The sequence below is a fragment of the Streptococcus sp. AS20 genome (assembly GCF_000524255.1).
GTDB classification, from domain to species: Bacteria; Bacillota; Bacilli; order Lactobacillales; family Streptococcaceae; genus Streptococcus; species Streptococcus constellatus.
This window is the reverse complement of sequence record NZ_JANS01000012.1, coordinates 78,947-102,154: the sequence shown is the minus strand read 5'-3', so window position 1 is coordinate 102,154 and position 23,208 is coordinate 78,947. Positions and strand designations below refer to the sequence as shown.

Below are 23,208 nucleotides of genomic sequence, written 5' to 3'. Positions count from 1 at the left end.
GCACCAGTCGAGTTCTATATTTTAGACAAAGGAGGCTCTGATGACTACACAACAACAGCCACGTAAAGCATTGCTGCTCTCCCTCATCCCAGGACTTGGGCAAATTTATAATAAACAAAAAGCAAAAGGGGCTATCTTTTTAGGAGTTACCATTTTATTTTTGATTTACTTTTTCGCCATTGCTGCTCCTGAGTTAGGAAACTTAATTACTCTCGGTGAGGTGCCTGGACGCGATAACTCTCTTTTCATGCTGATTCGTGGTGCATTCCACTTTATTCTTGTCATTGTTTATTTCATCTTTTATGCTCTCAATCTAAAAGATGCTTATACTATTGCGAAACGTTGGAATAATGATTATCCAGTTCCTACGACTTTCAAAGATATGTTAAAAGGAATTTACGCTAATGGTTTTCCTTACCTATTGATTATTCCTTCATATATTGCAATGACTTTTGCTATCATTTTCCCTGTATTGGTTACTCTTTTAATCGCCTTTACAAACTATGATTTCCAACATTTGCCTCCAACCAAGCTCTTGGATTGGGTTGGCGTGACAAACTTCACTAATATTTGGCGACTTAGCACTTTCCGTTCTGCTTTTGGAGCCGTTCTTGGTTGGACTATTATCTGGGCACTGGCTGCCTCAACTGTCCAAATCGTTATTGGTATTTTTACCGCTATTATTGCAAACCAACCATTTATTAAAGGAAAACGCATTTTCGGCGTTATCTTCTTACTGCCTTGGGCTGTCCCAGCATTCATCACTATCTTAACTTTCAGTAACATGTTCAACGATAGTATCGGTGCAATCAATACCCAAGTCATTCCGCTTCTTGGTAAAGTATTGCCATTCTTAAATGGACATCTGATTCCTTGGAAAACAGATCCGACCTGGACTAAAATTGCTCTAATTATGATGCAAGGTTGGCTTGGTTTCCCTTACATTTATGTATTGACACTTGGTATCTTGCAATCCATTCCAAACGATCTTTACGAAGCAGCTTACATTGATGGTGCAAATGCATGGCAAAAATTCCGCAATATCACTTTCCCAATGATTTTAGCAGTTGCTGCTCCTACACTCATCAGTCAGTATACTTTCAACTTCAACAACTTCTCTATCATGTACCTCTTTAATGATGGCGGTCCTGGTACAGTTGGTGGTGGTGCAGGTTCGACTGACATCCTCATTTCATGGATTTATCGTTTAACGACAGGTGCAGCTCCTCAATACTCAATGGCTGCTGCGGTAACACTTATCATTTCTCTTATTGTGATTTCAATCTCCATGATTGCGTTCAAGAAACTACATGCATTTGATATGGAGGATGTGTAAGATGAATAATTCTATTAAATTTAAACGCCGTTTAAACCACTTTTTAACTTATTTCTATCTAGTGGCTTTATCTATTATCATTATCTATCCTCTCTTGATTACGATTATGTCTGCTTTCAAGACAGGGAATGTCCTTGCGTTTAAGCTAGATACAGATATTAATTTTAGCCTAGAAAACTTTAGCAAGCTTTTTACTGAAACTCTTTATGGGACTTGGTACTTTAACACTTTAATCATTGCTATCTTGACAATGATTATCCAAACAAGTATAGTTGTACTAGCTGGTTACGCTTATAGTCGTTATAATTTCCTAGCTAGAAAACAAAGTCTGATCTTCTTCTTAATCATTCAAATGGTGCCAACAATGGCTGCCCTGACCGCCTTCTTCGTTATGGCTTTGATGTTAAATGCGCTCAACCACAGTTGGTTCCTCATCTTCCTTTATGTCGGCGGTGGTATCCCAATGAACGCTTGGCTCATGAAAGGATATTTTGATACTGTGCCTATCTCGCTTGATGAGTCCGCTAAATTGGACGGTGCTGGTCACTTCAGACGCTTCTGGCAAATTGTACTGCCACTCGTTCGTCCAATGATTGCTGTACAAGCTCTCTGGGCTTTCATGGGACCATTCGGAGACTACATCTTATCTAGTTTCTTACTTCGTGAAAAAGAATTCTATACAGTTGCTGTTGGTTTACAAACCTTTGTTAGTGATGTGAAGAATTTGAAGATTGCTTACTTCTCAGCAGGCGCTATCCTGATTGCTTTGCCAATCTGTATCTTATTCTTCTTCCTACAAAAGAACTTTGTATCTGGTTTAACAAGTGGTGGCGACAAGGGATAATCTTGTCCCACCCTCTTTTATTTATAGTTGTATGATAGCTAATAAACTTTGCTTTATTAGCCATTACCTGATTATAAATTTTTAGAAAGAGTGTCTTATGCTACCTTATCCATTTAATTATTTTTCTAGTATTTACGGTTTTAAAAAGCCTTTTGCCAACCGAAAATTACTGATCTGGTTTCAATTGATTTTCACAAGCATCTTTTTAATTTCCTTATCCATGATACCAGTTGCTGTGCAAAACGCGTCTCTCAAGACTTATCCACTCACTACTTTTGTAGATGGTGTTTTTGACCCTGTTACAAAGGAAGTAATGGACGATATCACAGAGAATGCTAAAATAGAAAATCATCAATTCAGCTATGCTGGTCAGCAATCAACTCACAATAGCAAAGCAGGAACTGTCCTTCTAGGGAAAGAACAGTCTACCTTAGGAGAAAAACTAACACTTGCTTTTGGATCCAAACAACTGATTATCAGCAAAAAAGGAAAAAAACTGGCAAACATTCAATATCAGCATATCAATCAAGCTGCTCTAAAAAATAAAAAGTCGCTCAGTGCCGCCATTTCACAAGATTGGTTTCAACAAAATCGTGTGACAGTCGGTCTATTTCTCGTTCTCCTTTCTGGCGGTCTTTTGACACTGAATTTCTTCATCATCATCTTAGGAGCTACCTTTTTCCTTTATTTAACGAAAAAATCACGTCTTTTTTCTTTTAAAACCGTCAAAGAATGCTATCATTTTGCTTTGAATTGTTTAGGTTTGCCAACTTTGATTGCTGTTGCAGCAGGGTTATTGTTCGGTCAAGCCATGACCACTATGATTACCATTCAAAACATTCTTTTTGTTCTTTATCTCGTCATTATTTTCTATCGGACACATTTCCGTGATGAAAAAATGAAAAAGTAGGAGGTTTTTTATGCGAGTTACTATTAAAGAAGTTGCTAAATTGGCAGGAGTTTCGCCTTCTACCGTTACCCGTGTTGTCCAAAATAAATCCAGCATCAGCGATGAGACCAAAAAAAGAGTCCGTAAAGCTATGAAGGAATTGAATTATCATCCTAATCTCAATGCACGTAGTCTTGTTAGCAGTTACACACAAGTCATTGGTGTTGTTTTACCTGATGATTCCGATGCTTTTTATCAAAATCCATTTTTCCCTTCAGTATTTCGTGGGATTGCTCAGGTAGCTTCTGAATTTCACTACGCTATTCAAATTGCGACCGGGAAAAATGAAAAAGAGCGCATGGAAGCTATTTCCCAAATGGTTCTAGGGAAACGTGTGGACGGGCTCATTTTTCTCTATTCTCAGGAAAATGATCCATTAGTGAAAATGGTTAGTGAGGAACAATTTCCTTTCTTAATTTTAGGAAAATCTCTTTCTCCGTTTATTCCTTTGGTGGATAATGACAATATCCAAGCTGGATATGATGCAACAGAATATTTTATCAAAAAAGGCTGCCGCAATATTGCCTTTATCGGTGGTAGTAAAAGACTATTTGTAACGCAAGATCGTTATAAAGGGTATCAAAAAGCGCTGGAAGATTACCACTTAGAGCTTGATCCTCAAAACACAGCATTTGCAAATGAATTTTTGGAAGAAAAAGGATATCAATTCACAAAACATCTTCTAAATCATGATTCAAAAATTGATGCGATTATCACAACAGATAGCATGCTAGCAGAAGGGGTCTGCAACTATTTAAATCAAAATCAATTATCTGTTCCTACTCTAGCTTTTGACTCTATTAAACCCAAACTTGACTTGACAGCTTATGTTGATATTAATACGCTAGAACTGGGGCGGATTTCTTTTAAAACTATCCTGCAAATTATCAATGATACCAAAGAAAATCGACAAATTTGTTATCGCCAAGTAATTCCACATCGCATTATCGAACAATAAAGAAAGGAAGTTTATGGCTTTCCGAATATTCCAAGCCTACTTAGATGACCAAAGTCTCATCACTATCGAGTTAGAAAAACAATTTTATACTGAACAATTACAATTTACAATCGAAACGGTCGATAGCCCACAAATTTTACAGATAAGAGCTCTGGAAGAACAAGACGACTTCGTGCAATACAGCCTTACTCCTCTAAAACCGCTAGATTTAACTGAACATTATTGGATTTACGACCAAGATCGTAATAAAACGTTCTTACAATTTCGCCATATTGTAAGAAAGCCAATTTTTGACCAGACGTTTGCTTACAACGAAAACGATTTAGGAGCTCATTATACCCCGGAAGCAACAACTTTTAAGCTCTGGGCACCAATTTCTGAACAAGTATTACTTCATTTACAAAATACTGTTTACCCAATGACTCTCGGAGAAAAGGGAGTGTGGCAAACAGAAGTATTCGGAAATTTTGATGGAGCTGCTTATTACTATCTACACAAAGTAAATGGTCACTGGGTAGAAGTTCACGACCCTTATGCTCTATCGTCCGAAAGTAATTCTGGAGCTAGTTACATAATTAACTTAGAGAAAATTTCTCATCCTATCCATCGAGCACAGACACAAATGTCAATGACAGAGGCCATTATTTACGAGATGAGTGTGCGAGATTTTTCCATGCAAAAAGAAGCTAAGTTTACTTATCCTGGTAAATTCAAATCTCTGACAGAGTCTCCGCAGTTGCAAAAACATACTTTAGGGATGGAGTACATCAAACAATTAGGTGTAACTCACATTCAGCTCATGCCTTTGTATGATTTTGGCAGCGTTGATGAAAATCATCCAGAGCTCGTATATAACTGGGGATACGACCCTATGCAATACAACCTTCCCGACGGCAGTTTTACAACTAATCCACATGATCCATATGCAAGAATCGTTGAATTGCAAGAAGCCATCACTACTTACCACAAAGCTGATATTAGCGTTATCATGGACGTTGTTTATAATCATGTCTACGATCCTAAAGCCTATGCTTTTGAAAAAATCGTTCCAGGTTATTTTTTCCGCTACGATCACAACGGTAATTTAACAAATGGTACATTTTGTGGAAATGATGTAGCAAGTGAACGAGCAATGGTTCGTAGCTATATTAAGCATTCCCTCAAACAATGGTTAACGATTTACGGATTCGATGGATTCCGCTTTGACCTCATGGGGATTTTAGATATAGAAACCATGAAACAGATTGCAGAGGAGTTGCAATCTCTCTATCCGAACGTCTATCTTTACGGAGAAGGCTGGCGTATGAATACGGGGCTAGATAACAATAGACTGGCTCACCAGTTCAATGCTGACAAATTACCAAGTTATGGTTTTTTCAATGATCATTTTCGCAATACAATAAAAGCAACCATCGCAAAAGGCGAACAAATACAAAAAACAAATTCCATAAATTCTATAGAGAATATTTTAACTGCCAATATTGGTTTTACAGGTACTGAACACTTTATCGCACCGCAACAAGCAATCAACTATGTAGAATGCCATGACGATGCAACTGCTTTTGACTATTTTGCGATACAAAATCCCAAGATTGATTTAAAAGAGCGACTTGACAATGCTCGACTTGCTCTGCATCTCTCTTTGTTGACACAAGGAGTACCATTCATTCATAGTGGTCAAGAATTTTTCCGTAGCAAAAATCTCATTGAGAATACTTATAATACTCCAGATACTATTAACCGTCTAGATTGGCTACGCTCAATTGAATATGAGAAAGATGTGGCATTTATCTGTCAGCTCATTCAATTCAGAAAAAAACATCCACTCTTACGTTTGAAAACACGTACAGAAATCAAAAATTGTTGCTCTGCCCAATGGCTGAATGAATCTATAGTCAAATACAAAATCAAAGAAAAAGAAAATCAAATCACTATCCTCATTAACTTTGGGAACAATTCATTTATCTATCCAAATCAGGATAAACAAGCTGTGTTTATCAACTATCCTAAAATCAGCCTTGATACTCCTCTCGATGCTAACAAAGATTACTATATTGTCCCTGGAAAACAAGTTCTCGCACTTAAATAATTATGGAAAGAAGACTTGCTTTGTCAGCCCTGCCCACTTTTCAAAGCTGTGCTTTTTGAACCCAGCTCTTGTATCATTGATTTACTTCATTCTATACTTTAAAACAAAAACTCTTTGGCTCACTTCCTATTGATTTTGATCTTAAAAAAAGGCAGACAGTCTTAAAGGTGTCTAACAAAAAACCATCAGATTAGCTAATTCAGCTAATCTGATGGTTTTATTCTTCCACGAAACGTCCAAGAATGTGAACATTATCCGCTACCGATACAAAAGCATGCGGGTCTACTTTTCGCATGATATGCTTGAATTCATTAAATTCAGCACGCGTAATAACTGTAATCAAAACTGCTTTTTTCTCATGATTGTAGGTACCTTCTGCACCATTGATAATCGTTGCACCACGATGCAACTTATTGTGGATTTTTTCAATAACGGCTTCAGGATAACTGGTAATAATCATAGCTTGCATCCTCTTTTGCTTGGTAAAGACGGCATCTGTCACCCGACTCGAAACAAAAATCGTAATCATCGAATAAAGCGCATATTTCCACCCAAAGGTAACACCCGCAATAATCATAATCATCCCATTGACAATAAAAGAAATATTTCCGACATTTCTGCCTGTTTTCTTCCGAACTGTCAAACTGACAATGTCTGTCCCACCACTAGAAATATTGGAACGCAAAGCAAAGCCGATCCCCATTCCCATAATGACCCCACCAAACAATGCATTGATAATTGGGTCATTTGTTAAACTCACTTCAGGAACAAACTGGATAAACAGTGAGCTCATGGAAACCGTAATAAAAGTAAACACCGTAAACTTGTGCCCAATCTGATACCAAGCCAAGATCATTAGTGGGATATTGATGAGATAAAAAGTTACAGAAACAGGAATGGCAAATCCCAAAAAACGTGTACTTAAAGCGGCTAAAATCTGTGCCAATCCCGTCGCCCCACTTGAGTACACATGCCCTGGTTGAAAGAAGAGATTAACTGCAACTGCAGATAAAAAACCATAGATTAGTGAAGCAGATATTTTTTCATCATACTTCTTGCGGGAGATACTTTTAAGCACTTGTATCAATTTAAAATTATAAGCCAAACGGCGCAAATAATAACGAAATCGTTTATAAATCTTAGTTTTCTTCATGAGTTTCTACTTGTAAACTTAATTCCTCAAGCTGCTTAGTGTCAACTAGACTTGGCGCCTGTGTCATAGGATCACTTGCTTTATTATTTTTAGGGAAAGCAATCACTTCACGGATATTTTCCTCACCAGCTAGCAACATGACAAAGCGATCTAGTCCGATAGCCAACCCACCATGTGGTGGAAAACCGTAATCCATAGCTTCTAGCAAGAAACCAAACTGATCAGTAGCTGCTTCTTTAGAAAAACCAAGGGCTTTAAACATTCGTTCTTGCAAATCTTTATGGTTAATACGAAGACTTCCACCACCCAATTCATAACCATTCAAGACAATATCATAAGCAATAGCACGAACTTTACTCAAATCACCTTCTAACTCATGAGCTGTGTCTGCTTGTGGAAGGGTGAATGGGTGATGTGCACTCATATAACGTCCTTCCTCTTCTGACCATTCAAACATTGGCCAATCCACTACCCAAAGATAATTAAATTTCGACTCATCAATCAAGCCTAGTTCTTTTGCCAAACGGACACGAAGTGCACCCAAAGTTGCATTAGCAACTTCTACAGTATCAGCTACAAAGAGAACCAAATCATTTTCTTCAAGCTGTAAAGCATCCGTCAACTCACTTGTCAAGTCTTTCAAAAATTTAGCAATTGGACCATTTAATTCATCTGAGACCACTTTGACCCAAGCAAGTCCTTTTGCACCATATTGTTTTGCCTGCTCTGTCAGCTTATCAATATCTTTACGAGAATATTTATCAGCAGCATTTTTCACAACAATAGCTTTAACTACTGGTGCTTCTGAAAAAACTTTAAAGTCAACCTCCTTGACAATATCTGTCAAGTCTTGCAAAAGCATTTCAAAACGAGTATCTGGTTTATCGCTTCCATATAAAGTCATCGCATCATCATATGTCATTCGTGGGAATGGTAGCGTAACATCAACTCCCTTCGTTTCTTTCATCACTCGAGCAATCAAGCCTTCTGTAATATCTTGGATTTCTTGGTCAGAAAGAAAAGAAGTTTCTAAGTCAACCTGTGTAAACTCTGGTTGACGGTCTCCACGCAAATCCTCATCACGGAAGCACTTCACAATTTGATAATAACGATCAAAACCAGCATTCATCAACAATTGTTTTGTAATCTGAGGACTTTGTGGCAATGCATAGAAATGTCCTTGGTTCACTCGACTTGGCACCAAATAATCACGCGCACCTTCTGGAGTTGATTTCGTAAGAAACGGAGTTTCTATATCAATAAACTCAAGCTCATCTAAGTAATTACGAATTGAATGTGTTACTTTAGCTCGTAATTTCAAATTTGCCAACATTTCAGGACGTCGAAGATCTAAATACCGATAACGAAGGCGCGTATCATCGTTCGCTTCAATACCATCTTTAATTTCAAATGGAGTTGTTTTGGCTGTATTGAGAATTGTCAAAGTCTCCACATGCAGTTCAACAGTTCCTGTTGCAAGTTTATCATTTGCCTGCGTACGTGCTTCTACTTTTCCAGTCACTTCAATAACATATTCGCTTCGCAACCTTTCGGCAGTTCCCATGACTTCTTTAGTTACATTCTCAGGATTGATAACCAGCTGCATAATGCCTTCGCGGTCACGTAAATCAATGAAAATCAAGCCTCCCAAGTTACGACGACGGGATACCCAACCTTTTAAAGTGATTTCTTGACCGACATGTTCACTACGAACACGTCCAGCATACATTGAACGTCTCATTTTTATTCTCCAAACTTTTAATTCTTTTACTATTTTACCACAAAAGAGATGAAAAAGAAGTCCGCTTTTCAAAAACTTCTTATCTTAACCTAATCTCTCATAAAAAGGAGACTAAGTTTCATTTCTTAATCTCTCTTTCATATAATTCAGGATGCAAAACCTTAACAACATAACTTAAGGCTAAGCGCAACAGTCCTGCCGCTAAGCCAAAAATCGGTGCTAAAAATCGAAAGAAAAAGTCTCCTCTCACAAAATAAGCAATACCACCTATTACTAAAAAAACTATTATAAATTGAAGTATAGATGGAATGACAATTTTTTTCATCAGTTATTCAACCTCTGTTCACCTTACACAAATAATAGCAGAAAGCTGGTACCTAGCTTTTGCACTTCTCAACTAAAATCCTACTTGCTTAAAAATTACTTGAAAATCTTCTTGGATCTGATTTAAATCGACAATTAATTCTTCACGCGTTTGATTGTTTTTGATAGTGACTTGTTTGCTTTCAATTTCACTTTCGCCAAGAGTTATTAACACTTTAGCACCAAAGGTGTCTGCTGACTTGAATTGCGCTTTCAACTTACGATTTAAATAATCACGCTCAGCTGTAAACCCTTGCTTGCGAAGTGCTTGCACAATTTCCAATGCTTTATTATTAGCACCTTCTCCCAAAACTGCAATATAAACATCTAAGCTATCTTCTAGCGGCAATTCCACACCTTGCTTTTCAAGAACGAGGAGGAGGCGTTCCACACCCATTCCAAAGCCAAATCCAGCTGTCTCTGGCCCACCAAAATAAGCAACAAGGCTATCATATCGACCACCTGCACAAATTGTCAGTTCATTACCTGCTACATCTGCGGTAAATTCAAAAATCGTATGATTATAATAATCTAATCCACGAACCATATTGGTATTGATGATATAAGGAATTTCCAGCGCCTCCAACAGCGACCGCACAGCTTGAAAATGAGTTTGGCTTTCTTCATCTAGATAATCCAAAATAGACGGTGCATTTTCAACAGCAAGTTTATCTTCTTTTTCCTTACTGTCTAACACGCGAAGAGGATTCTCTTCCAAACGCCGTTGGCTATCTTTAGACAGATTTTCTTTCAATGGCATCAAATAATCAATCAAAGCCTGACGGTAAGCGGCACGACTCTCCGCATTCCCTAGACTGTTCAACTGTAACGTCACATTGCGAATACCAATTTCATTAAAAAATTGGGCTGCCATAGCAATCGTCTCCACATCTGTCGCAGGATTGTTTGAGCCAAAACACTCTACACCAATCTGATGAAATTCCCGCAAACGACCAGCCTGCGGACGCTCATATCGAAACATTGAACCCATATAGTAAAGTTTTACCGGTTTTTGGATTTCTGGTGCAAATAGCTTATTTTCCACATAAGAACGTACGACAGGTGCTGTCCCTTCAGGACGCAAGGTAATATGGCGATCACCTTTATCGTAAAAATCATACATTTCTTTCGTCACAATATCGGTGGTATCTCCAACAGAGCGACTGATCACTTCATAGTGCTCAAATAGTGGGGTGCGAATTTCTGCGTAATGATATTTTTTAAATGTTTTGCGAGCAAATTCTTCTACATATTGCCATTTGACAGAATCCTTTGGAAGAATATCTTGTGTTCCCTTTGGTTTTTGTAATTTCATAGTCTTTCCTCGAATTTATATAATATAATTATTGTACCACAAGTCCGTTATTTTGCGGGACATTTGAAAATATTTCCCATAGAAAACTTCCCTTTACTGAAAAAACTGGCTAGTTTGTCCAAAAATTTGTCAAGTAACTTTACTTTACAAAAAAAATTTGATATACTACTAAAGTTGATGAAAATCATCATTGAATAGATTTTAAAAACTAAAAGGAGAATTTAAAATGGCAGTACCTGCACGTCGCACTTCAAAAGCGAAAAAAAACAAACGTCGCACTCACTACAAAATTACAGCTCCATCTGTAACTTTTGATGAAACTACTGGAGATTACTCACGTTCTCACCGCGTATCACTTAAAGGATACTACAAAGGACGTAAAATCGCTAAAGCTGCTGCAGCTGAATAATAGAAGGGAGATATCATGCGCGTAAATATTACACTTGAACACAAAGCATCTGGTGAACGCTTGTACCTTACTTCTAAAAACAAACGTAACACTCCAGACCGTCTTCAATTGAAAAAATACTCACCAAAACTTCGCAAACACGTTGTGTTTACAGAAGTGAAATAGAGATTCACTACACGTCAATAGACGTTAGAAACTTTGATTTTATGCGATTCTCGAAATTTTAAATTTCAGTACATTGCAATAAAAATCAACCGAATCACTACCTTTTTCACTACCTTTTTTTGAAATAAGAATATAGATTCGGACGATTAAAAGCAAGAGAAACTTCATTATGAGGTTTCTCTTTTTATATTCTCGCTCCACCATCTATTTTTCTTATCGTTGTGTTATAATGGAATAGATTACAAATTCATGCGTATGGTTTTAAAAATCTCATCAAAAAATTTTTAATTAAATCTGTCTATTCTATATTCTACAATTCTTTAACTGACTTTTGATGAACAATATTCGCGTGATTTTCGCGTGATTTTCGCGTAACTGTTTAAGATAAAGTCCCAGAAATACGATGAAATCAAGGATTTTAATTTCCTTTAAAATTTTCTTTTTCGCGTGACAATCGTTTAAAAGCAAATTTAAGTAACGTTATATTTTAGAAAGGAAAAATATGAACTTAAAATTTGAAGGAGTTGATTTAGAATACAAAAAAGCTAAAAACAGTCTTCCAGAATCCTTCTGGGAAACCTACTCAGCATTTGCAAATACTAATGGCGGAAAAATAATTCTCGGGATAGACGAAAAAAATATTGACCCCTACCAAGGAGTTAACAATCCTCAAAAAATACGAGATAATCTATTCGCTTTAGTCGCAAACAAACAAAAAGTCAGTTGTAATCTACTTACCGACAACGATATCGAATACGTTAATATCCCAAACAAAAATAAACAGCTTATTGTAGTCACTGTAAGAGAAGCTAATCCTGACCAAAAACCCGTTCATCTTAAAAATGATTATCGTAAATCATATAAAAGGTTAGGCGAAGGCGACGTTCAACTTGATAAAGAAGAACTCAAATATCTTATGACTAGTTCACATGATGATATTGATAGTGAGTTACTTAATAATTTTGACGAAAATGACCTAAATTTAGATACAATAGAACATTATAAGCAATTATTAATTGAACTTACTGGTAAAACCAAATACAATAGCATTTCTTTGAGAGATTTTCTAATCGAAATTGGTGTATTTAAAAAAGATAGGACAGATAATATATATAAATTAACCGCAGGAGGACTGATATTCTTTGGAAAGTATAATTCTATCATTTCTCGTTATCCCAAATTCCAATTAGACTATTTTGAAAAAGATACATCTCTTTCAACTAGGTGGAACGATAGAATTTCAACAGGTGATATGATGTACCCTGATTTGAACATGTTTGACTTTTTCAATTTAGCATATAATAAATTAACCACTACAACAAATGATAGATTTGAGCTCAGTAACGAATCTGCTCATCGTTTACCATTCAAGAAAGACCTATCTGAATCTATACGTGAGGCTTTAGTGAACTGCTTAATGCATGCTTACTATGATTTTGATTCTCCTATAGTTATTACAGCATACCAAGACTTCTATGAATTTAAAAATCCAGGTAAGATGAAAATTTCTATTCCCGAATTTATACATGGTGGAACTTCCAAAACGCGAAATAGTACAATCTCTTCATTATTCCGTAGAATTGGGATGTCAGAAAAAGCTGGGTCAGGTGGACCAAAAATTTTTGATATTTCCGAAAAATATAAACTAAAAATTCCTGAAGTAAGTACAACTTTTGATAGTACTATTGTTACAATCTGGAAAGTAGATTTACTATCTTCTTATGCAGATACATCAGATATTGAAAAGATTATACTTGAATATATCATTAAAAATGGCAGCATTACTAAAAATGATATCCTTGAAAATTCTCTAATGACTGAGTATAAATTTAGAGAAAACTTGAAATCTCTACAAAATAAAAAGTATATTGAAATAGAAGGTAAGGGACGTTCTACAAGATATGTTCTCCCTAAAAGTTCAACTGAACAATACCACATTATTAAACAACAAATCAAAAGTCTTGGAGATTTCATGACCAAATATTAAATCTTTTATTCTCATTCCTAAAAATTTTTGAAATAGCGTAGTCTTTTCTAAAATTTGTGGAATTCAAAACGCAGGCTCAACCCAGCCTGCGTTTTTTATTTTGTCACAACTTCTTTTGTTGCTTTGATTTGTTTATCAGCGTACAAGACAACATCTTTAATAACTAATTTTTTAATAGCTTGTACCAAGGTTGCCATGTAATCAAAATGGATTTCTCCCTTTTTATTGACTGGTAATTTCATCAGTTTATCCTTGACTACGTTCCAACCACCTAATTTGTTTTTATAGGAGTAAATTGGTAGGTCTGTAACTTTATTGATACTCGGAACGATAAAGAGATAGTCATTCGATCTTAGTTGTTTATCCGAACCAATCCAATCAATGGCATAAGCGTCAGACAAGACGGTAAATTCTTGCGATTGGAAGTAAGCTCTATAAACATCGCTGTTAGACGGGATAGAGATAACATTTTGTAAGACGGTTGCTCCTTCTTCAGGAACGTAATAGTTTAACCCTTGATTCATAAAACTAGAGGTCAAGGCTGGTAAGCTGAACTCTCCTTGTGGCTCTTTTGGCAATTCTTTTGCTTTATAAGGTAATTTCTTGGTTTTGACTCTATCAAATAAATCACCCATGCGAAACTCTTGCCATTGTTGATTCTCAAATACCTCTAAAGCGTCTTCTTCATCTTGGGTTAGTTGGTAATCTTTAAAACCACTTACTAATAGATACGCCTCGAGCGCTTTTATGTAATTTTCCATATATGAAAATGCTATTTTATTATTGAGGGTTGGAAATGAAACAAAATCATTTTGAATTTTTTGTTTTGAAATCGAGTTTCCCCAACTATATAAAGGTTTCAAGGATTTATACAAAGCAGAAATCATATAAAGCTGAATTGGTTTCGTCCTATGTATTTCATCTTTGAAATACAGTGCCAAGTTATGACTATCATTTGAAAAATAATCTTTTTCTTGATAAGAAATAACAAGTGTTTTCCCACCAATAAATATAGAATTTCCCTCATCAATCATTTCTTTATCATATGATATAAAAGTTGATACAGAGTTATTGTTCTGAGTTGCTGTCACATACGGAATAGAACCACTATTTTCTGTTATCCAAGAGCTCAAGATATTATGAGTATTTTTCACTTCAAAAATATCTACTATCCGATACTCTTTCCACACGCCCCCACTATCTTCAAATTCTTTATTAAGTTCTTGAAGTTGAGGGCTTATGATTTTTTTGAGTTATCTTCTCCTCTATTCTGGATTAGCTGAGCGACCTCCCATGTTAGATAATCAGATATAGTTTTTCTAAAATCATCTATTGTAGGTATCGTATTTAACTGAACGTGATGGTCAAAATTCCAATCTTCACCATGCTTTTCACCAGATAGAGCAATAACATCTTCAATGTACTCTTTTTCTGTGAAAATGTTCAACTCATCTTTACCAAATTTAACGAGATTGACCACCTCTTCATAACGTCCTACCGCATTATCGACATCTTGTAGGTTTGTGCTAGCTTTTGATTTCTTACGGTTCGAACGTTTATAACCATCATTGCGTAGATCAATAAATCTTACTCGCTGCTTAGCTTCGTGTTTTTCCCCAACCTTAAAAACATAGATAGAGGTTTGAACGCTAGACTTACCAATAAAGATATCCATTGGCATTTTGATAGACGCTAATAGCGTGTTGTGCTCTAAAATCTTCTGATTGATTTCTTTGGCTTTTCCTGAACCTGCTGAGTCTTGGATAATAATAGAAGCATAACCACCTTTCATCATAGACAAGGCACGCTTGACAAAGTTCATCCCATTTCCTGTTTCAGAGTAAGGAGGATTCAAGAGGAAAACATCTGCTGGGAAATGCTCATTGTCTTTACCGTAACCATATTTCCCATCAAATTTCTTCAAACTATCATCTTGCAAGATATTACTTGAACCATCTCCCATAAGAATCATATTCAAAACCGCCAACATGTAGATTTCTGGAAGAATTTCAATCCCAAGAATTTGTTCCGCCTTGATTTTCTCTTCCTTTTCTCTGAGTTCATCAGGGCTTGTAATTTCCTTTTTAGCGTCATCTAACATCAGATTCATGGCAGCCACCAACAGACCACCTGAACCAGTCGCAAAGTCCCAGACATAGGAATCTTTATTTACTCGTGCTAGTTTCGCCATCAGAAGTGCCACGTACCGAGGAGTTAACACCACGTCATTTTGGTCATCTCCTGCAAAACTCAACCATCTAAACATGATATTAAAGAGCTTCCCTGTAAAGTCCGTATCCACTCCGATTTTGTAAAAATAACCTAAGTCGTCAATCACTTCTGTAAAGATTTCTTTGAGAAGAGACACCCCATTCCTTGGGTCTGAAAAGCTAGATTCAAGAATCGTAGGCTCTAGGTGACGTAAGATTTGTTTCTGTTTGGCTTGTGGTAAGTTCTTTTCTTTCAGAAACGCCTTGATTTTACGGATTAAAATATCTCCATCTGTATCACCTTCTTCGTCAGAAGATTTTAAATCTGCTGGTTCTAAGGGCTTCACCTTACCTGCAACCCCTAAGTTTGCCATGATACTAGCAGCCACTAGATGGATACGTGCCAAGGCACTAATATTTTTCTGCTTATTAAAGAGACTTTCATTTATCTTTGTTAGAGCGTCTTCAATCCTGTCTTCCCGCTTTTGGTGAATCAAACGTAATTCAACTTCTGACAATTGTAGTTCTTTTACATTTTCCGTAAACTCATCAAAGTTTTCAGGCTTTAAGAAAGATAAATCTGAATACTCACCAACCTTTTGACCGATACCATAGTTAGACTTGGAAACATAGTAAACACCAAAACGTGTTTCAAGGTTGCCTGCCTCGTCCTCATCTCCTGTAATCCCAATAGCAATGACATCTGTATAACTAGAATATTGCAGGATAGCATTGGCATAATGAACCGCCCCATTTACCGCGTAACCGTTGATATTGGTATAGTTAGGCTCACCCTTTTCTTTACCGCTTGTTTTCGTATTGGCGACATGGTCTTCTTTATCTAGCTTTTCAAGTTTGTTGCTACCCCATTTAAGCTCAATCATGATTGGGTAATAGTCTAGTTTGCTATCCTTCAATAATAGCTTGACATCAACTAAGTTTGCTCCCTCACCACCTGTTTTAGAGGGAGCTTTTAATAACGCTTTGTCAATCTCTGGATTCACACTTTCATTTTGTGTCACAAATTCCATACCGTAGGAAGTCAACCACTTCTCTACTTCACGTTGAATTTTTACTTCTTTACTCTGTTTTGTTGCCATTGGTTCTTTCCGTTTTAATTTTTAAAATATTTTCTACACTACATAATTATATCATATTTCACCTTCCTCTCTCAGTTTGTTCCAGGTTTCATTTCTATGTTTATGTGTATCATATAAAGACTTTATATAATCTTGCCCAGCTTTAATAATGCCATGTTGAAATTTTAACTCTGTCTTAAAAATTTTGTCCTCCCTATACGGAGAATAAACCGTATCATATAACAATTCACGTTCTATTAAAGAATCTAATTGGGATACATCTTTTTTCACAATAGAATATACTCTATGTCCGATTGATTCTTCAATTGGTAACTTGTGTTCCCTCACAACCTTCAAAAATAGATTGACAATATCATCACAACCAAATTGATTTTTAAATGTAACTCCCTTGTTTACATACTCATCTTTTCCATTTACTTTTGTCCTTACGTATTTTGATGAATCAAGAAATTTTATAAATTCATTTTGAAAATCTTCCTCAATCGTTTCTAGCAATTCCATCTCAGCTAAATGTCGAGAAATAGGGACATGTTCTGTATATAGTTGCTCCATATCTACATCTAAAAAGTAGGAATTATGCTCATTTAGAATTTCTGTATAAGCTATTGTCTCAGCAAAATAAATATCATCCATTAGCGTTTCATCAAAAATTAATTGCTGTTGTTCTGTCAGATTTTTAACAATCAATGCCATCATTTCAGGAATGTAATTTTCAATCTCATCGTTGTCTCCCCAATATATCACTCTACAATGGTATCTATTCTCCTTATTTGGTAGTTCTTGGCCATTGAGTGTCTCATTAATTCTTTGGACTGCTGTATCAGTAAGTAAATATGGATTTCTTTTGGTTCTTCTACCTGCTACAATCCATGAAATGATATTTGAGTTTTCAGGATAAATTTCAAAAAAACTCAACTTCCTACTTGAAATCATTTTCTCTATTCTTTCTGAGGCCCTCACACAGAAAAAACTCTGTAAATCTTCATTCATCTTTTAATACCTCTATTTATGTATTTGCGTAATTATATTATATCAAAATGCACTACTTTTGCATAACAAAATGAATTATACTTTAAACATACAAGGAAACTTGTAAATAAATTTAAAGTCCTTATTGATGCGCATCAAACGGACGGATTGAAACGAATATGAAAACTCAGACGATAATGGTCGAGTTCTACATATATCTGTTTATCCGTTTATTTGGTGTGCCTTTTTCACATCTATCGGTATTCAGTATGGCTCATTAAAGTTTCTTTCCGTCCTAAAAATGGACTTAGAAAGAGGCTATCATGCCAATAAAAACATTTAACGACCGTCTCACTCCACAGGATTATATAGATATCCAAAAATGGGATAAGATACTGAAAGATGAAGATAAGTCTTTCGAAAATGCTAAACGAAGAGATAGATACCATAATCTTAGAAGTTTAGATGAAAACATTTCAAACGAAGGACGTCAAACAGATAGATATGATTTAATCGCTAGTGATTCGTTAGATGGTGAACAAGCTTATCTCTATAACGAACTATTAGAAACTGTGCATAATTACATATCTACCCTTCCTAAAAACGACCAAATTATTATGATTGGAAAATTAAGAGATAAGCCAATCTCATCGTCTGCACTGTCTAAAATTGTAGAATGTAGTGACAAAACCGTGACAAATCACTTTAAAAGACACCAAGAAGTGTTACAAGATATTTTAAAAGACTATAGATAGTCTCCGAAACTGGTAATTATATGATTGCCAGTTTTTTTGTAGAAAGCACTCTAAATTTTACGTTAAAAATTTCTTTATACATTAGATAAAAAACAAAGCAATAAAAATTTCAAAAATTTTTTAAAAACTCTCCGAAAATCGTATCCTGAATCTCCTATAAGATAGAAAGGAAAAATTAATAAGTCCAGCTCCTGACTTTAAACCGAGCAAGTCAACTATACTTTTGTGAACAAAATAGAACATAAGAGGTGTTTCAAAATGAAAATGAAGCCACAATACCGCAAAGGCGGATACTCTAACCAAACAGCCGAACAATATGTTGACCTTCAAGCACCTGTCTACTTACTAAGTGATGAGATTGAAGCACAACAGAAATTTGAGGATGGAAAGCCGACAGGTGAAGTTGTCGCCTACAAAATATGGTTTGGGCAAAAAGGGTTACCTCCTTTTCAGGTGAAATTTATTGAACAGCCTGACCTTCCCGAATATCTTTCTCTTGTCACCTTTGATAACTTACAGGCATGTGAAGTTAACTATAATGTTTACTTCAAAGCTGACGGATTGAAGGAGGTGAAATAATGCTTCAATCTCTCATTAAAAGAGAGTTGGAACAATACCTGTTGCAGAGTCTGAACATGGGTTTAGGCTCTGTTCTTCAAGGTGAAACATCTTATACCAACTCATTCGATATTGCAGTTAAAGAAGATGGATTTATCTTTATTCCACGCCTTCCTTGCGGTTTCATTATTGATGATGACTTATATCAGAAAATTTTTTTAATTGCTAATGCGTCATTATATCCACAGTATACATTACTAAAGCAAAATTCTTCGTACTTTGTCGCATTAAAAACAGATGACATCCATGTACAACGCGGATTATTTTTTCCGTGGAAGAAAGGAATTTCTCAACGTCTAGTGATTTCAGACCTTGAACAGTTTACATCATCAATCAAAGGAGACGCTGTTCCTATCATGGAAAATCTAGTCATTAATTATGATAAGGTAACATCTATCGCAATTGCTGGTAACTCAGGAAGTGGGAAAAGTTATGCTTTGACGTATTTGTTAAGCGCATTAAAAAATATTTCTGATTTGATTATCGTTGACCCAAAATTCGATACTCCTTCACGATGGGCAAAAGAATACCAAATTCCCGTCATTCATCCACATGAAAACCGCTCCAAATCAGACTTTGTATCAGAAATTAACGAAAGTTTGAGCCAGTGTTTGACCATCATTCATAAAAGGCAAGCCATACTTTTTGAAAACCCTAGACACGACTTTAAACATCTAACTATTGTCATTGATGAAGTACTCGCCTTATCTGAGGGAGTCAATAAAAATATCAAGGATTCCTTCTTCTCCTTATTGTCTCAAATTGCTTTATTAGGGCGGGCAACAAAGGTTCATTTGCTCCTTGTCAGTCAACGATTTGACCACAATACAATTCCTATATCTGTACGTGAGCAACTCAATGTACTTATTCAAATTGGAAACATTAACAAAAAAACCACGCAGTTTTTATTTCCAGACCTTGACCCCGAAGGCATTGTCATTCCCATTGGAAAAGGAACAGGACTTATCCAAGTTATTGATAATGAGCACCCTTATCAGGTTTTGCCTCTACTCTGCCCCACATACTACACAAAGAAAGGTATTCTCTAGCCAATGAAAAGAAATTATTATCAACAGATATTCAATATCTGTACCTTATTCTTGACTCTAATTGTTCTGTGTTCTGTCAGTTCGATTGTATTTAGTATCATCATGAACACATTACATAGCATCTCCTACTTAGCCTTCTTTTACCAGTTTGTAAGTGCTCTTTATATGAGCAATTTACTTGTTGCTGTTTTCTCACTCTTTCTTTTTCTAATACTTATTTATTATGAAGTGTTCTCACGATTAAAAGAAGACAGGTTAACAAACCTATGGAAATCTGTTTATCAGACATTTACGATGCGTATCTTTTTAAAACAAAGTGAACACTCTGAAACTGTAACAACCATAGAACAAGAGAAGACAATTCACTATAACCCCATTAACAAATACTTTAACCGAGCGGTGCGAAAAGCAATTGTAGACATTCGAGAAGATAAAGTTACACTGTTGATTCGGATTCCTAGAACTCAACAGGCAACAAAAATTCTAAAAGATATAGAAATGCTTATCAGCGAAGAAATAGCCAATCGTAATCCTGATTACTACTTCTCACGACCTGAGCGAAAAGGGAAGTGGCTGAAATTTACCGGTACTAAACGAGAATAGATAAAAAGAACGGTGCTGTGGCTCACGTAGTGAAAGCCAAACAGCGCCGTTTTTAGTTGTTATGATTATGGAATTAAGTGGGGTTACTACGACCCCCACTTAATCCAATAATCAATAATCAGAAAAATTTTTTCTTAAAAAAACTCCGAATTTAGCTCTTCAATCTCCTAATAGATAGGACGATAAATTAAGAAAGGTAGAATTCTATTGATGGCAAAAGAACAACGTTCAAATAAGTGGGCTTTTCTATTCTATAAGGAAAGTGCGCCCGAAAACTATATGGAAATCCTTGAAGAAATTCATGTTCCATTTGTTCTGTCACCGTGGCATGATAAGGATGTAAACAAAAAAACAGGAGAGTTTAAGAAAGCACATAAGCATGGAGCATTCTATTTTGATTCTCTCAAAAGTTACGCTCAAGTGTCAGAACTTATCAAAGACAAACTCAGCGGTCCAGCTCACGTTGAACCTGTCATCTCACCAAAAGGAATGTATGACTATTTTACTCATGCAGAGAATCCTGAGAAAAGCCCTTATGATATTAAAGACATTGAATGTGGCTGCGGGTTTAACCTTGACCAATTTTTAGTACAGCAAAATTCTGATGATTTCATGACAGAAGTGATTGATACGATTGAACAAAATGACTTTACAGAATTTGAAGAACTGGTTTGGTATGCACGGGATAATAACACCGCTTTGCTTGGACTAATCATTGAACGAACCTACTTTTTCGCTCGTTATTTGGATTCACGTCGACATAATCCAAAACGACTAGAAAAAGTTATTGAAGACCAGGAAGGAACAGTCGATGGACACGATTAAATTAAACCAAATTGAAAAGTTACTTAATGTACTTATTGCTATCATCCAGAAAGGAATAGATAATAATAGTTCTCACGGAATCGTCACTCAGAAAGAACTATTGAAAATTTTGCAGATTTCTCCTAACACGTTGAAATCATGGGAAAATAGAGGGTTAAAACGACTTGAACCTCCAATCGAAGGGGCACGGACTGTTTATTACAAAATGGGGGATGTCATTGAGTTTTTAACCATTTAACTTCAAAAATATGCTAGAATAGAATTATCAAATAAAGAATGTGAGGGTTCTGTTCTAGCCTTTTAATTGTCCGTGGAAAGAGGCTAATATGAGTAAAGAAATCATTCGACACAACAATAAAAAAATAACTAAAATCACCAGGCAAAACGGTGATATTAGTTACTCCATAAAGGGTGTTTATATCGGAACTGATACAAAGACTGGAAAACGCATTACAAAAACTATCACAGCTAAAACATTAAAAGCTTTAGATAGAAAAATTATTGAAGCGAAAATTCAGTTTGAGAGTGCTGGTTCCACTATAAAAGAAACTATCCAAATAGACAACTTTGAAAATTTGGCTGAGGTTTGGTTCGATAATTTTAAAGTATGGGTTTCTTCTCAAAATACTATAAACCGAGTTAGAGGCTATCTTGATACATACATTATTCCTCATTTCGGTGACTACAACCCAGAACAGATTGAACCGGCTGATATTCAACTTTGGGTAAACAAACTAGCTAGAAAAGCAAAGAAATCCGTTGAATCTGGTGTAAAACGTGCTCCAAAAGGAAGCGCGAAGGACTTTGGAGCAATGGTACACAAAGTTAGTGATATCTTTGATTTTGGAATTACAAATTGTGGTTTGACGTTTAACCCGGCTAAAGCAATCAAGATTCCTTCTAAACCCAAAGCTAACAAAGAGCGTATCATGGTATTGCATGATGACGACCTAAAACATTGGTTATCCTATCTTGAAACATTGGAAAATACCCGAGCCAATAGGCGGTTTAAAATTATTTGTAACACACTTTTAGCATCTGCATTACGAATAAACGAGTTATTGGCGTTAGAAATATCTGACCTAGATTTTGAAACTAATGAAATTATTGTCAGTAAAACCCTAACGTGGAAAAGTGCAGATAAGAAACTAGGTATCAAAGGTGAGATGATTTGTAAACCAACTGCAAAAACCGATTCTGGAAACCGTAGGGTTCCCATCCCACTGTCAATCATGGAAAAACTCAAGGAATTTTATGAGGAGATGGGTGCTTATTTTGAAAAGCATGAGTTGCCAAAATCCCCACTTGTTTTTCCAACCATATATGGCAACTACATGTGCGACAGAAACGAACGTGCAACCCTAAAAAAACGTTTATCTGCTTTAGGACTACCAGACTATGGCTTTCATCTGTTTCGTCATACACACGCGTCTATGATGTTAAATGCTGGTATGAACTGGAAAGAACTGCAACATAGAATGGGACATAAATCCATCACAACAACTATGGATACATACGCTGAATTAGCACCTACAAAGAAGTTCGAGGCAGTGGATATTTTCTTAAATAAGATAGAAGAACTAGCAAGCTGATTTTATCACTACCTTCATCACTACCTTTAAACTTTAAAGCTCTACAATCCTTGATAATATAGGGTATATAGGTCGATTATTTAACCCTTACAGAGGTAAAATAATATAACATACAGAAAGCCTATGAAATCAACATTTCTAAGGCTTTTTCTTTTAAGTTTAGCAAAATAACTGAATT

At 35.9% G+C, this 23,208-nt stretch carries 22 protein-coding genes; 15 read left to right on the top strand and 7 right to left on the bottom strand.

Annotated features, from left to right (window positions below):
- Positions 1 to 40 precede the first annotated feature (40 nt).
- The 5 genes from HMPREF1514_RS07260 to pulA all read left to right on the top strand — a co-directional run bounded on the left by HMPREF1514_RS07260 (position 41) and on the right by pulA (position 6,176).
- Entirely contained in the window at positions 41 to 1,336 is a 1,296-nt protein-coding gene (locus HMPREF1514_RS07260; RefSeq protein ID WP_003026675.1) for a sugar ABC transporter permease, read from the top strand.
- Position 1,337: 1 nt separating this feature from the next.
- Positions 1,338 to 2,180, top strand: coding sequence for a sugar ABC transporter permease (locus tag HMPREF1514_RS07255; protein WP_003040759.1), 843 nt, complete (start codon positions 1,338 to 1,340; stop codon positions 2,178 to 2,180).
- 97 nt (positions 2,181 to 2,277) lie between these two features.
- Complete coding sequence (locus tag HMPREF1514_RS07250) at positions 2,278 to 3,090, top strand: maltodextrose utilization protein MalA (RefSeq protein WP_037598372.1); 813 nt, start codon at positions 2,278 to 2,280, stop codon at positions 3,088 to 3,090.
- 10 nt (positions 3,091 to 3,100) lie between these two features.
- Positions 3,101 to 4,087, top strand: a complete 987-nt coding sequence (locus tag HMPREF1514_RS07245) for a LacI family DNA-binding transcriptional regulator (protein WP_037598370.1) — start codon at positions 3,101 to 3,103, stop codon at positions 4,085 to 4,087.
- Positions 4,088 to 4,100: 13 nt separating this feature from the next.
- Complete coding sequence (gene pulA / locus HMPREF1514_RS07240; RefSeq protein WP_037598367.1) at positions 4,101 to 6,176, top strand: type I pullulanase; 2,076 nt, start codon at positions 4,101 to 4,103, stop codon at positions 6,174 to 6,176.
- Positions 6,177 to 6,393: 217 nt separating this feature from the next.
- Here pulA and HMPREF1514_RS07235 read toward each other — a convergent pair whose 3' ends face one another.
- The 4 genes from HMPREF1514_RS07235 to hisS all read right to left on the bottom strand — a co-directional run bounded on the left by HMPREF1514_RS07235 (position 6,394) and on the right by hisS (position 10,748).
- Complete coding sequence (locus tag HMPREF1514_RS07235) at positions 6,394 to 7,329, bottom strand: YitT family protein (RefSeq protein WP_003071527.1); 936 nt, start codon at positions 7,327 to 7,329, stop codon at positions 6,394 to 6,396.
- Complete coding sequence (gene aspS, locus HMPREF1514_RS07230; protein WP_037598366.1) at positions 7,316 to 9,070, bottom strand: aspartate--tRNA ligase; 1,755 nt, start codon at positions 9,068 to 9,070, stop codon at positions 7,316 to 7,318. The genes HMPREF1514_RS07235 and aspS overlap by 14 nt, the downstream gene beginning before the upstream one ends.
- 118 nt (positions 9,071 to 9,188) lie before the next feature.
- Entirely contained in the window at positions 9,189 to 9,395 is a 207-nt protein-coding gene (locus HMPREF1514_RS07225) for a hypothetical protein (RefSeq protein WP_003071529.1), read from the bottom strand.
- A gap of 72 nt (positions 9,396 to 9,467) precedes the next feature.
- A complete protein-coding gene (gene hisS, locus HMPREF1514_RS07220; protein WP_037598363.1) occupies positions 9,468 to 10,748 on the bottom strand; it encodes a histidine--tRNA ligase in 1,281 nt (426 codons plus the stop codon).
- A gap of 226 nt (positions 10,749 to 10,974) precedes the next feature.
- Here hisS and rpmF point away from each other — a divergent pair, with 226 nt between their 5' ends.
- The 3 genes from rpmF (at position 10,975) to HMPREF1514_RS07205 (ending at position 13,309) form a co-directional block, all read left to right on the top strand.
- A complete protein-coding gene (rpmF, locus tag HMPREF1514_RS07215; protein WP_003071531.1) occupies positions 10,975 to 11,157 on the top strand; it encodes a 50S ribosomal protein L32 in 183 nt (60 codons plus the stop codon).
- Positions 11,158 to 11,172: 15 nt separating this feature from the next.
- On the top strand, positions 11,173 to 11,322 hold the full coding sequence (rpmG, locus tag HMPREF1514_RS07210; RefSeq protein WP_003026692.1) for a 50S ribosomal protein L33: 150 nt from the start codon (positions 11,173 to 11,175) through the stop codon (positions 11,320 to 11,322).
- 502 nt (positions 11,323 to 11,824) lie between these two features.
- Positions 11,825 to 13,309, top strand: a complete 1,485-nt coding sequence (locus tag HMPREF1514_RS07205; RefSeq protein ID WP_037598360.1) for an RNA-binding domain-containing protein — start codon at positions 11,825 to 11,827, stop codon at positions 13,307 to 13,309.
- A 95-nt stretch (positions 13,310 to 13,404) separates the two neighbouring features.
- Here HMPREF1514_RS07205 and HMPREF1514_RS07200 read toward each other — a convergent pair whose 3' ends face one another.
- From HMPREF1514_RS07200 to HMPREF1514_RS07190, 3 genes are read right to left on the bottom strand one after another with little or no spacing between them, the layout of a single operon-like run.
- The gene (locus HMPREF1514_RS07200; RefSeq protein ID WP_232216486.1) at positions 13,405 to 14,499 is read right to left on the bottom strand and encodes a restriction endonuclease subunit S; all 1,095 of its coding nucleotides are present in this window, start codon (positions 14,497 to 14,499) and stop codon (positions 13,405 to 13,407) included.
- A 47-nt stretch (positions 14,500 to 14,546) separates the two neighbouring features.
- Entirely contained in the window at positions 14,547 to 16,619 is a 2,073-nt protein-coding gene (locus HMPREF1514_RS07195) for an HsdM family class I SAM-dependent methyltransferase (protein WP_037598357.1), read from the bottom strand.
- Positions 16,620 to 16,670: 51 nt separating this feature from the next.
- Positions 16,671 to 17,609: a hypothetical protein gene (locus HMPREF1514_RS07190; RefSeq protein WP_037598354.1), complete on the bottom strand. Its 939-nt coding sequence runs from the start codon at positions 17,607 to 17,609 to the stop codon at positions 16,671 to 16,673.
- 302 nt (positions 17,610 to 17,911) lie between these two features.
- On the opposite strand from HMPREF1514_RS07190, the gene HMPREF1514_RS07185 reads away from it, so the two are divergent.
- The 7 genes from HMPREF1514_RS07185 (at position 17,912) to HMPREF1514_RS07155 (ending at position 23,030) form a co-directional block, all read left to right on the top strand.
- The gene (locus HMPREF1514_RS07185) at positions 17,912 to 18,343 is read left to right on the top strand and encodes a hypothetical protein (RefSeq protein ID WP_037598352.1); all 432 of its coding nucleotides are present in this window, start codon (positions 17,912 to 17,914) and stop codon (positions 18,341 to 18,343) included.
- A gap of 264 nt (positions 18,344 to 18,607) precedes the next feature.
- A complete protein-coding gene (locus HMPREF1514_RS07180) occupies positions 18,608 to 18,922 on the top strand; it encodes a hypothetical protein (protein ID WP_037598491.1) in 315 nt (104 codons plus the stop codon).
- The gene (locus tag HMPREF1514_RS07175; protein ID WP_037598349.1) at positions 18,922 to 20,010 is read left to right on the top strand and encodes a cell division protein FtsK; all 1,089 of its coding nucleotides are present in this window, start codon (positions 18,922 to 18,924) and stop codon (positions 20,008 to 20,010) included. Before HMPREF1514_RS07180 ends, HMPREF1514_RS07175 begins: the two co-directional genes overlap by 1 nt.
- Before the next feature lie 165 nt (positions 20,011 to 20,175).
- Positions 20,176 to 20,613 (top strand): hypothetical protein, encoded by a 438-nt coding sequence (locus tag HMPREF1514_RS07170; protein ID WP_232216485.1) that lies wholly within the window; start codon positions 20,176 to 20,178, stop codon positions 20,611 to 20,613.
- 210 nt (positions 20,614 to 20,823) lie between these two features.
- Positions 20,824 to 21,438 carry a replication protein gene (locus HMPREF1514_RS07165; RefSeq protein WP_037598344.1) on the top strand — a complete coding sequence of 205 codons (615 nt, stop codon included), beginning with the start codon at positions 20,824 to 20,826 and terminating at the stop codon, positions 21,436 to 21,438.
- The gene (locus HMPREF1514_RS07160) at positions 21,425 to 21,676 is read left to right on the top strand and encodes a MerR family transcriptional regulator (protein WP_037598342.1); all 252 of its coding nucleotides are present in this window, start codon (positions 21,425 to 21,427) and stop codon (positions 21,674 to 21,676) included. Before HMPREF1514_RS07165 ends, HMPREF1514_RS07160 begins: the two co-directional genes overlap by 14 nt.
- A gap of 88 nt (positions 21,677 to 21,764) precedes the next feature.
- Positions 21,765 to 23,030 carry a tyrosine-type recombinase/integrase gene (locus HMPREF1514_RS07155; RefSeq protein WP_037598341.1) on the top strand — a complete coding sequence of 422 codons (1,266 nt, stop codon included), beginning with the start codon at positions 21,765 to 21,767 and terminating at the stop codon, positions 23,028 to 23,030.
- Positions 23,031 to 23,208: the final 178 nt, after the last annotated feature.

Excerpts from the sequence above, each read along its gene's own strand:
- HMPREF1514_RS07160 (WP_037598342.1), top strand. The coding sequence starts at position 21,425 with ATGGACACGATTAAATTAAACCAAATTGAAAAGTTACTTAATGTACTT.
- hisS (WP_037598363.1), bottom strand. The coding sequence starts at position 10,748 with ATGAAATTACAAAAACCAAAGGGAACACAAGATATTCTTCCAAAGGAT.
- HMPREF1514_RS07175 (WP_037598349.1), top strand. The coding sequence starts at position 18,922 with ATGCTTCAATCTCTCATTAAAAGAGAGTTGGAACAATACCTGTTGCAG.
- rpmG (WP_003026692.1), top strand. The coding sequence starts at position 11,173 with ATGCGCGTAAATATTACACTTGAACACAAAGCATCTGGTGAACGCTTG.
- rpmF (WP_003071531.1), top strand. The coding sequence starts at position 10,975 with ATGGCAGTACCTGCACGTCGCACTTCAAAAGCGAAAAAAAACAAACGT.
- HMPREF1514_RS07205 (WP_037598360.1), top strand. The coding sequence starts at position 11,825 with ATGAACTTAAAATTTGAAGGAGTTGATTTAGAATACAAAAAAGCTAAA.
- HMPREF1514_RS07195 (WP_037598357.1), bottom strand. The coding sequence starts at position 16,619 with ATGGCAACAAAACAGAGTAAAGAAGTAAAAATTCAACGTGAAGTAGAG.
- HMPREF1514_RS07155 (WP_037598341.1), top strand. The coding sequence starts at position 21,765 with ATGAGTAAAGAAATCATTCGACACAACAATAAAAAAATAACTAAAATC.
- HMPREF1514_RS07190 (WP_037598354.1), bottom strand. The coding sequence starts at position 17,609 with ATGAATGAAGATTTACAGAGTTTTTTCTGTGTGAGGGCCTCAGAAAGA.
- HMPREF1514_RS07185 (WP_037598352.1), top strand. The coding sequence starts at position 17,912 with ATGCCAATAAAAACATTTAACGACCGTCTCACTCCACAGGATTATATA.
- aspS (WP_037598366.1), bottom strand. The coding sequence starts at position 9,070 with ATGAGACGTTCAATGTATGCTGGACGTGTTCGTAGTGAACATGTCGGT.
- HMPREF1514_RS07235 (WP_003071527.1), bottom strand. The coding sequence starts at position 7,329 with ATGAAGAAAACTAAGATTTATAAACGATTTCGTTATTATTTGCGCCGT.
- HMPREF1514_RS07170 (WP_232216485.1), top strand. The coding sequence starts at position 20,176 with ATGAGCAATTTACTTGTTGCTGTTTTCTCACTCTTTCTTTTTCTAATA.
- HMPREF1514_RS07255 (WP_003040759.1), top strand. The coding sequence starts at position 1,338 with ATGAATAATTCTATTAAATTTAAACGCCGTTTAAACCACTTTTTAACT.
- HMPREF1514_RS07225 (WP_003071529.1), bottom strand. The coding sequence starts at position 9,395 with ATGAAAAAAATTGTCATTCCATCTATACTTCAATTTATAATAGTTTTT.
- HMPREF1514_RS07180 (WP_037598491.1), top strand. The coding sequence starts at position 18,608 with ATGAAGCCACAATACCGCAAAGGCGGATACTCTAACCAAACAGCCGAA.
- HMPREF1514_RS07165 (WP_037598344.1), top strand. The coding sequence starts at position 20,824 with ATGGCAAAAGAACAACGTTCAAATAAGTGGGCTTTTCTATTCTATAAG.
- HMPREF1514_RS07260 (WP_003026675.1), top strand. The coding sequence starts at position 41 with ATGACTACACAACAACAGCCACGTAAAGCATTGCTGCTCTCCCTCATC.
- HMPREF1514_RS07245 (WP_037598370.1), top strand. The coding sequence starts at position 3,101 with ATGCGAGTTACTATTAAAGAAGTTGCTAAATTGGCAGGAGTTTCGCCT.
- pulA (WP_037598367.1), top strand. The coding sequence starts at position 4,101 with ATGGCTTTCCGAATATTCCAAGCCTACTTAGATGACCAAAGTCTCATC.
- HMPREF1514_RS07250 (WP_037598372.1), top strand. The coding sequence starts at position 2,278 with ATGCTACCTTATCCATTTAATTATTTTTCTAGTATTTACGGTTTTAAA.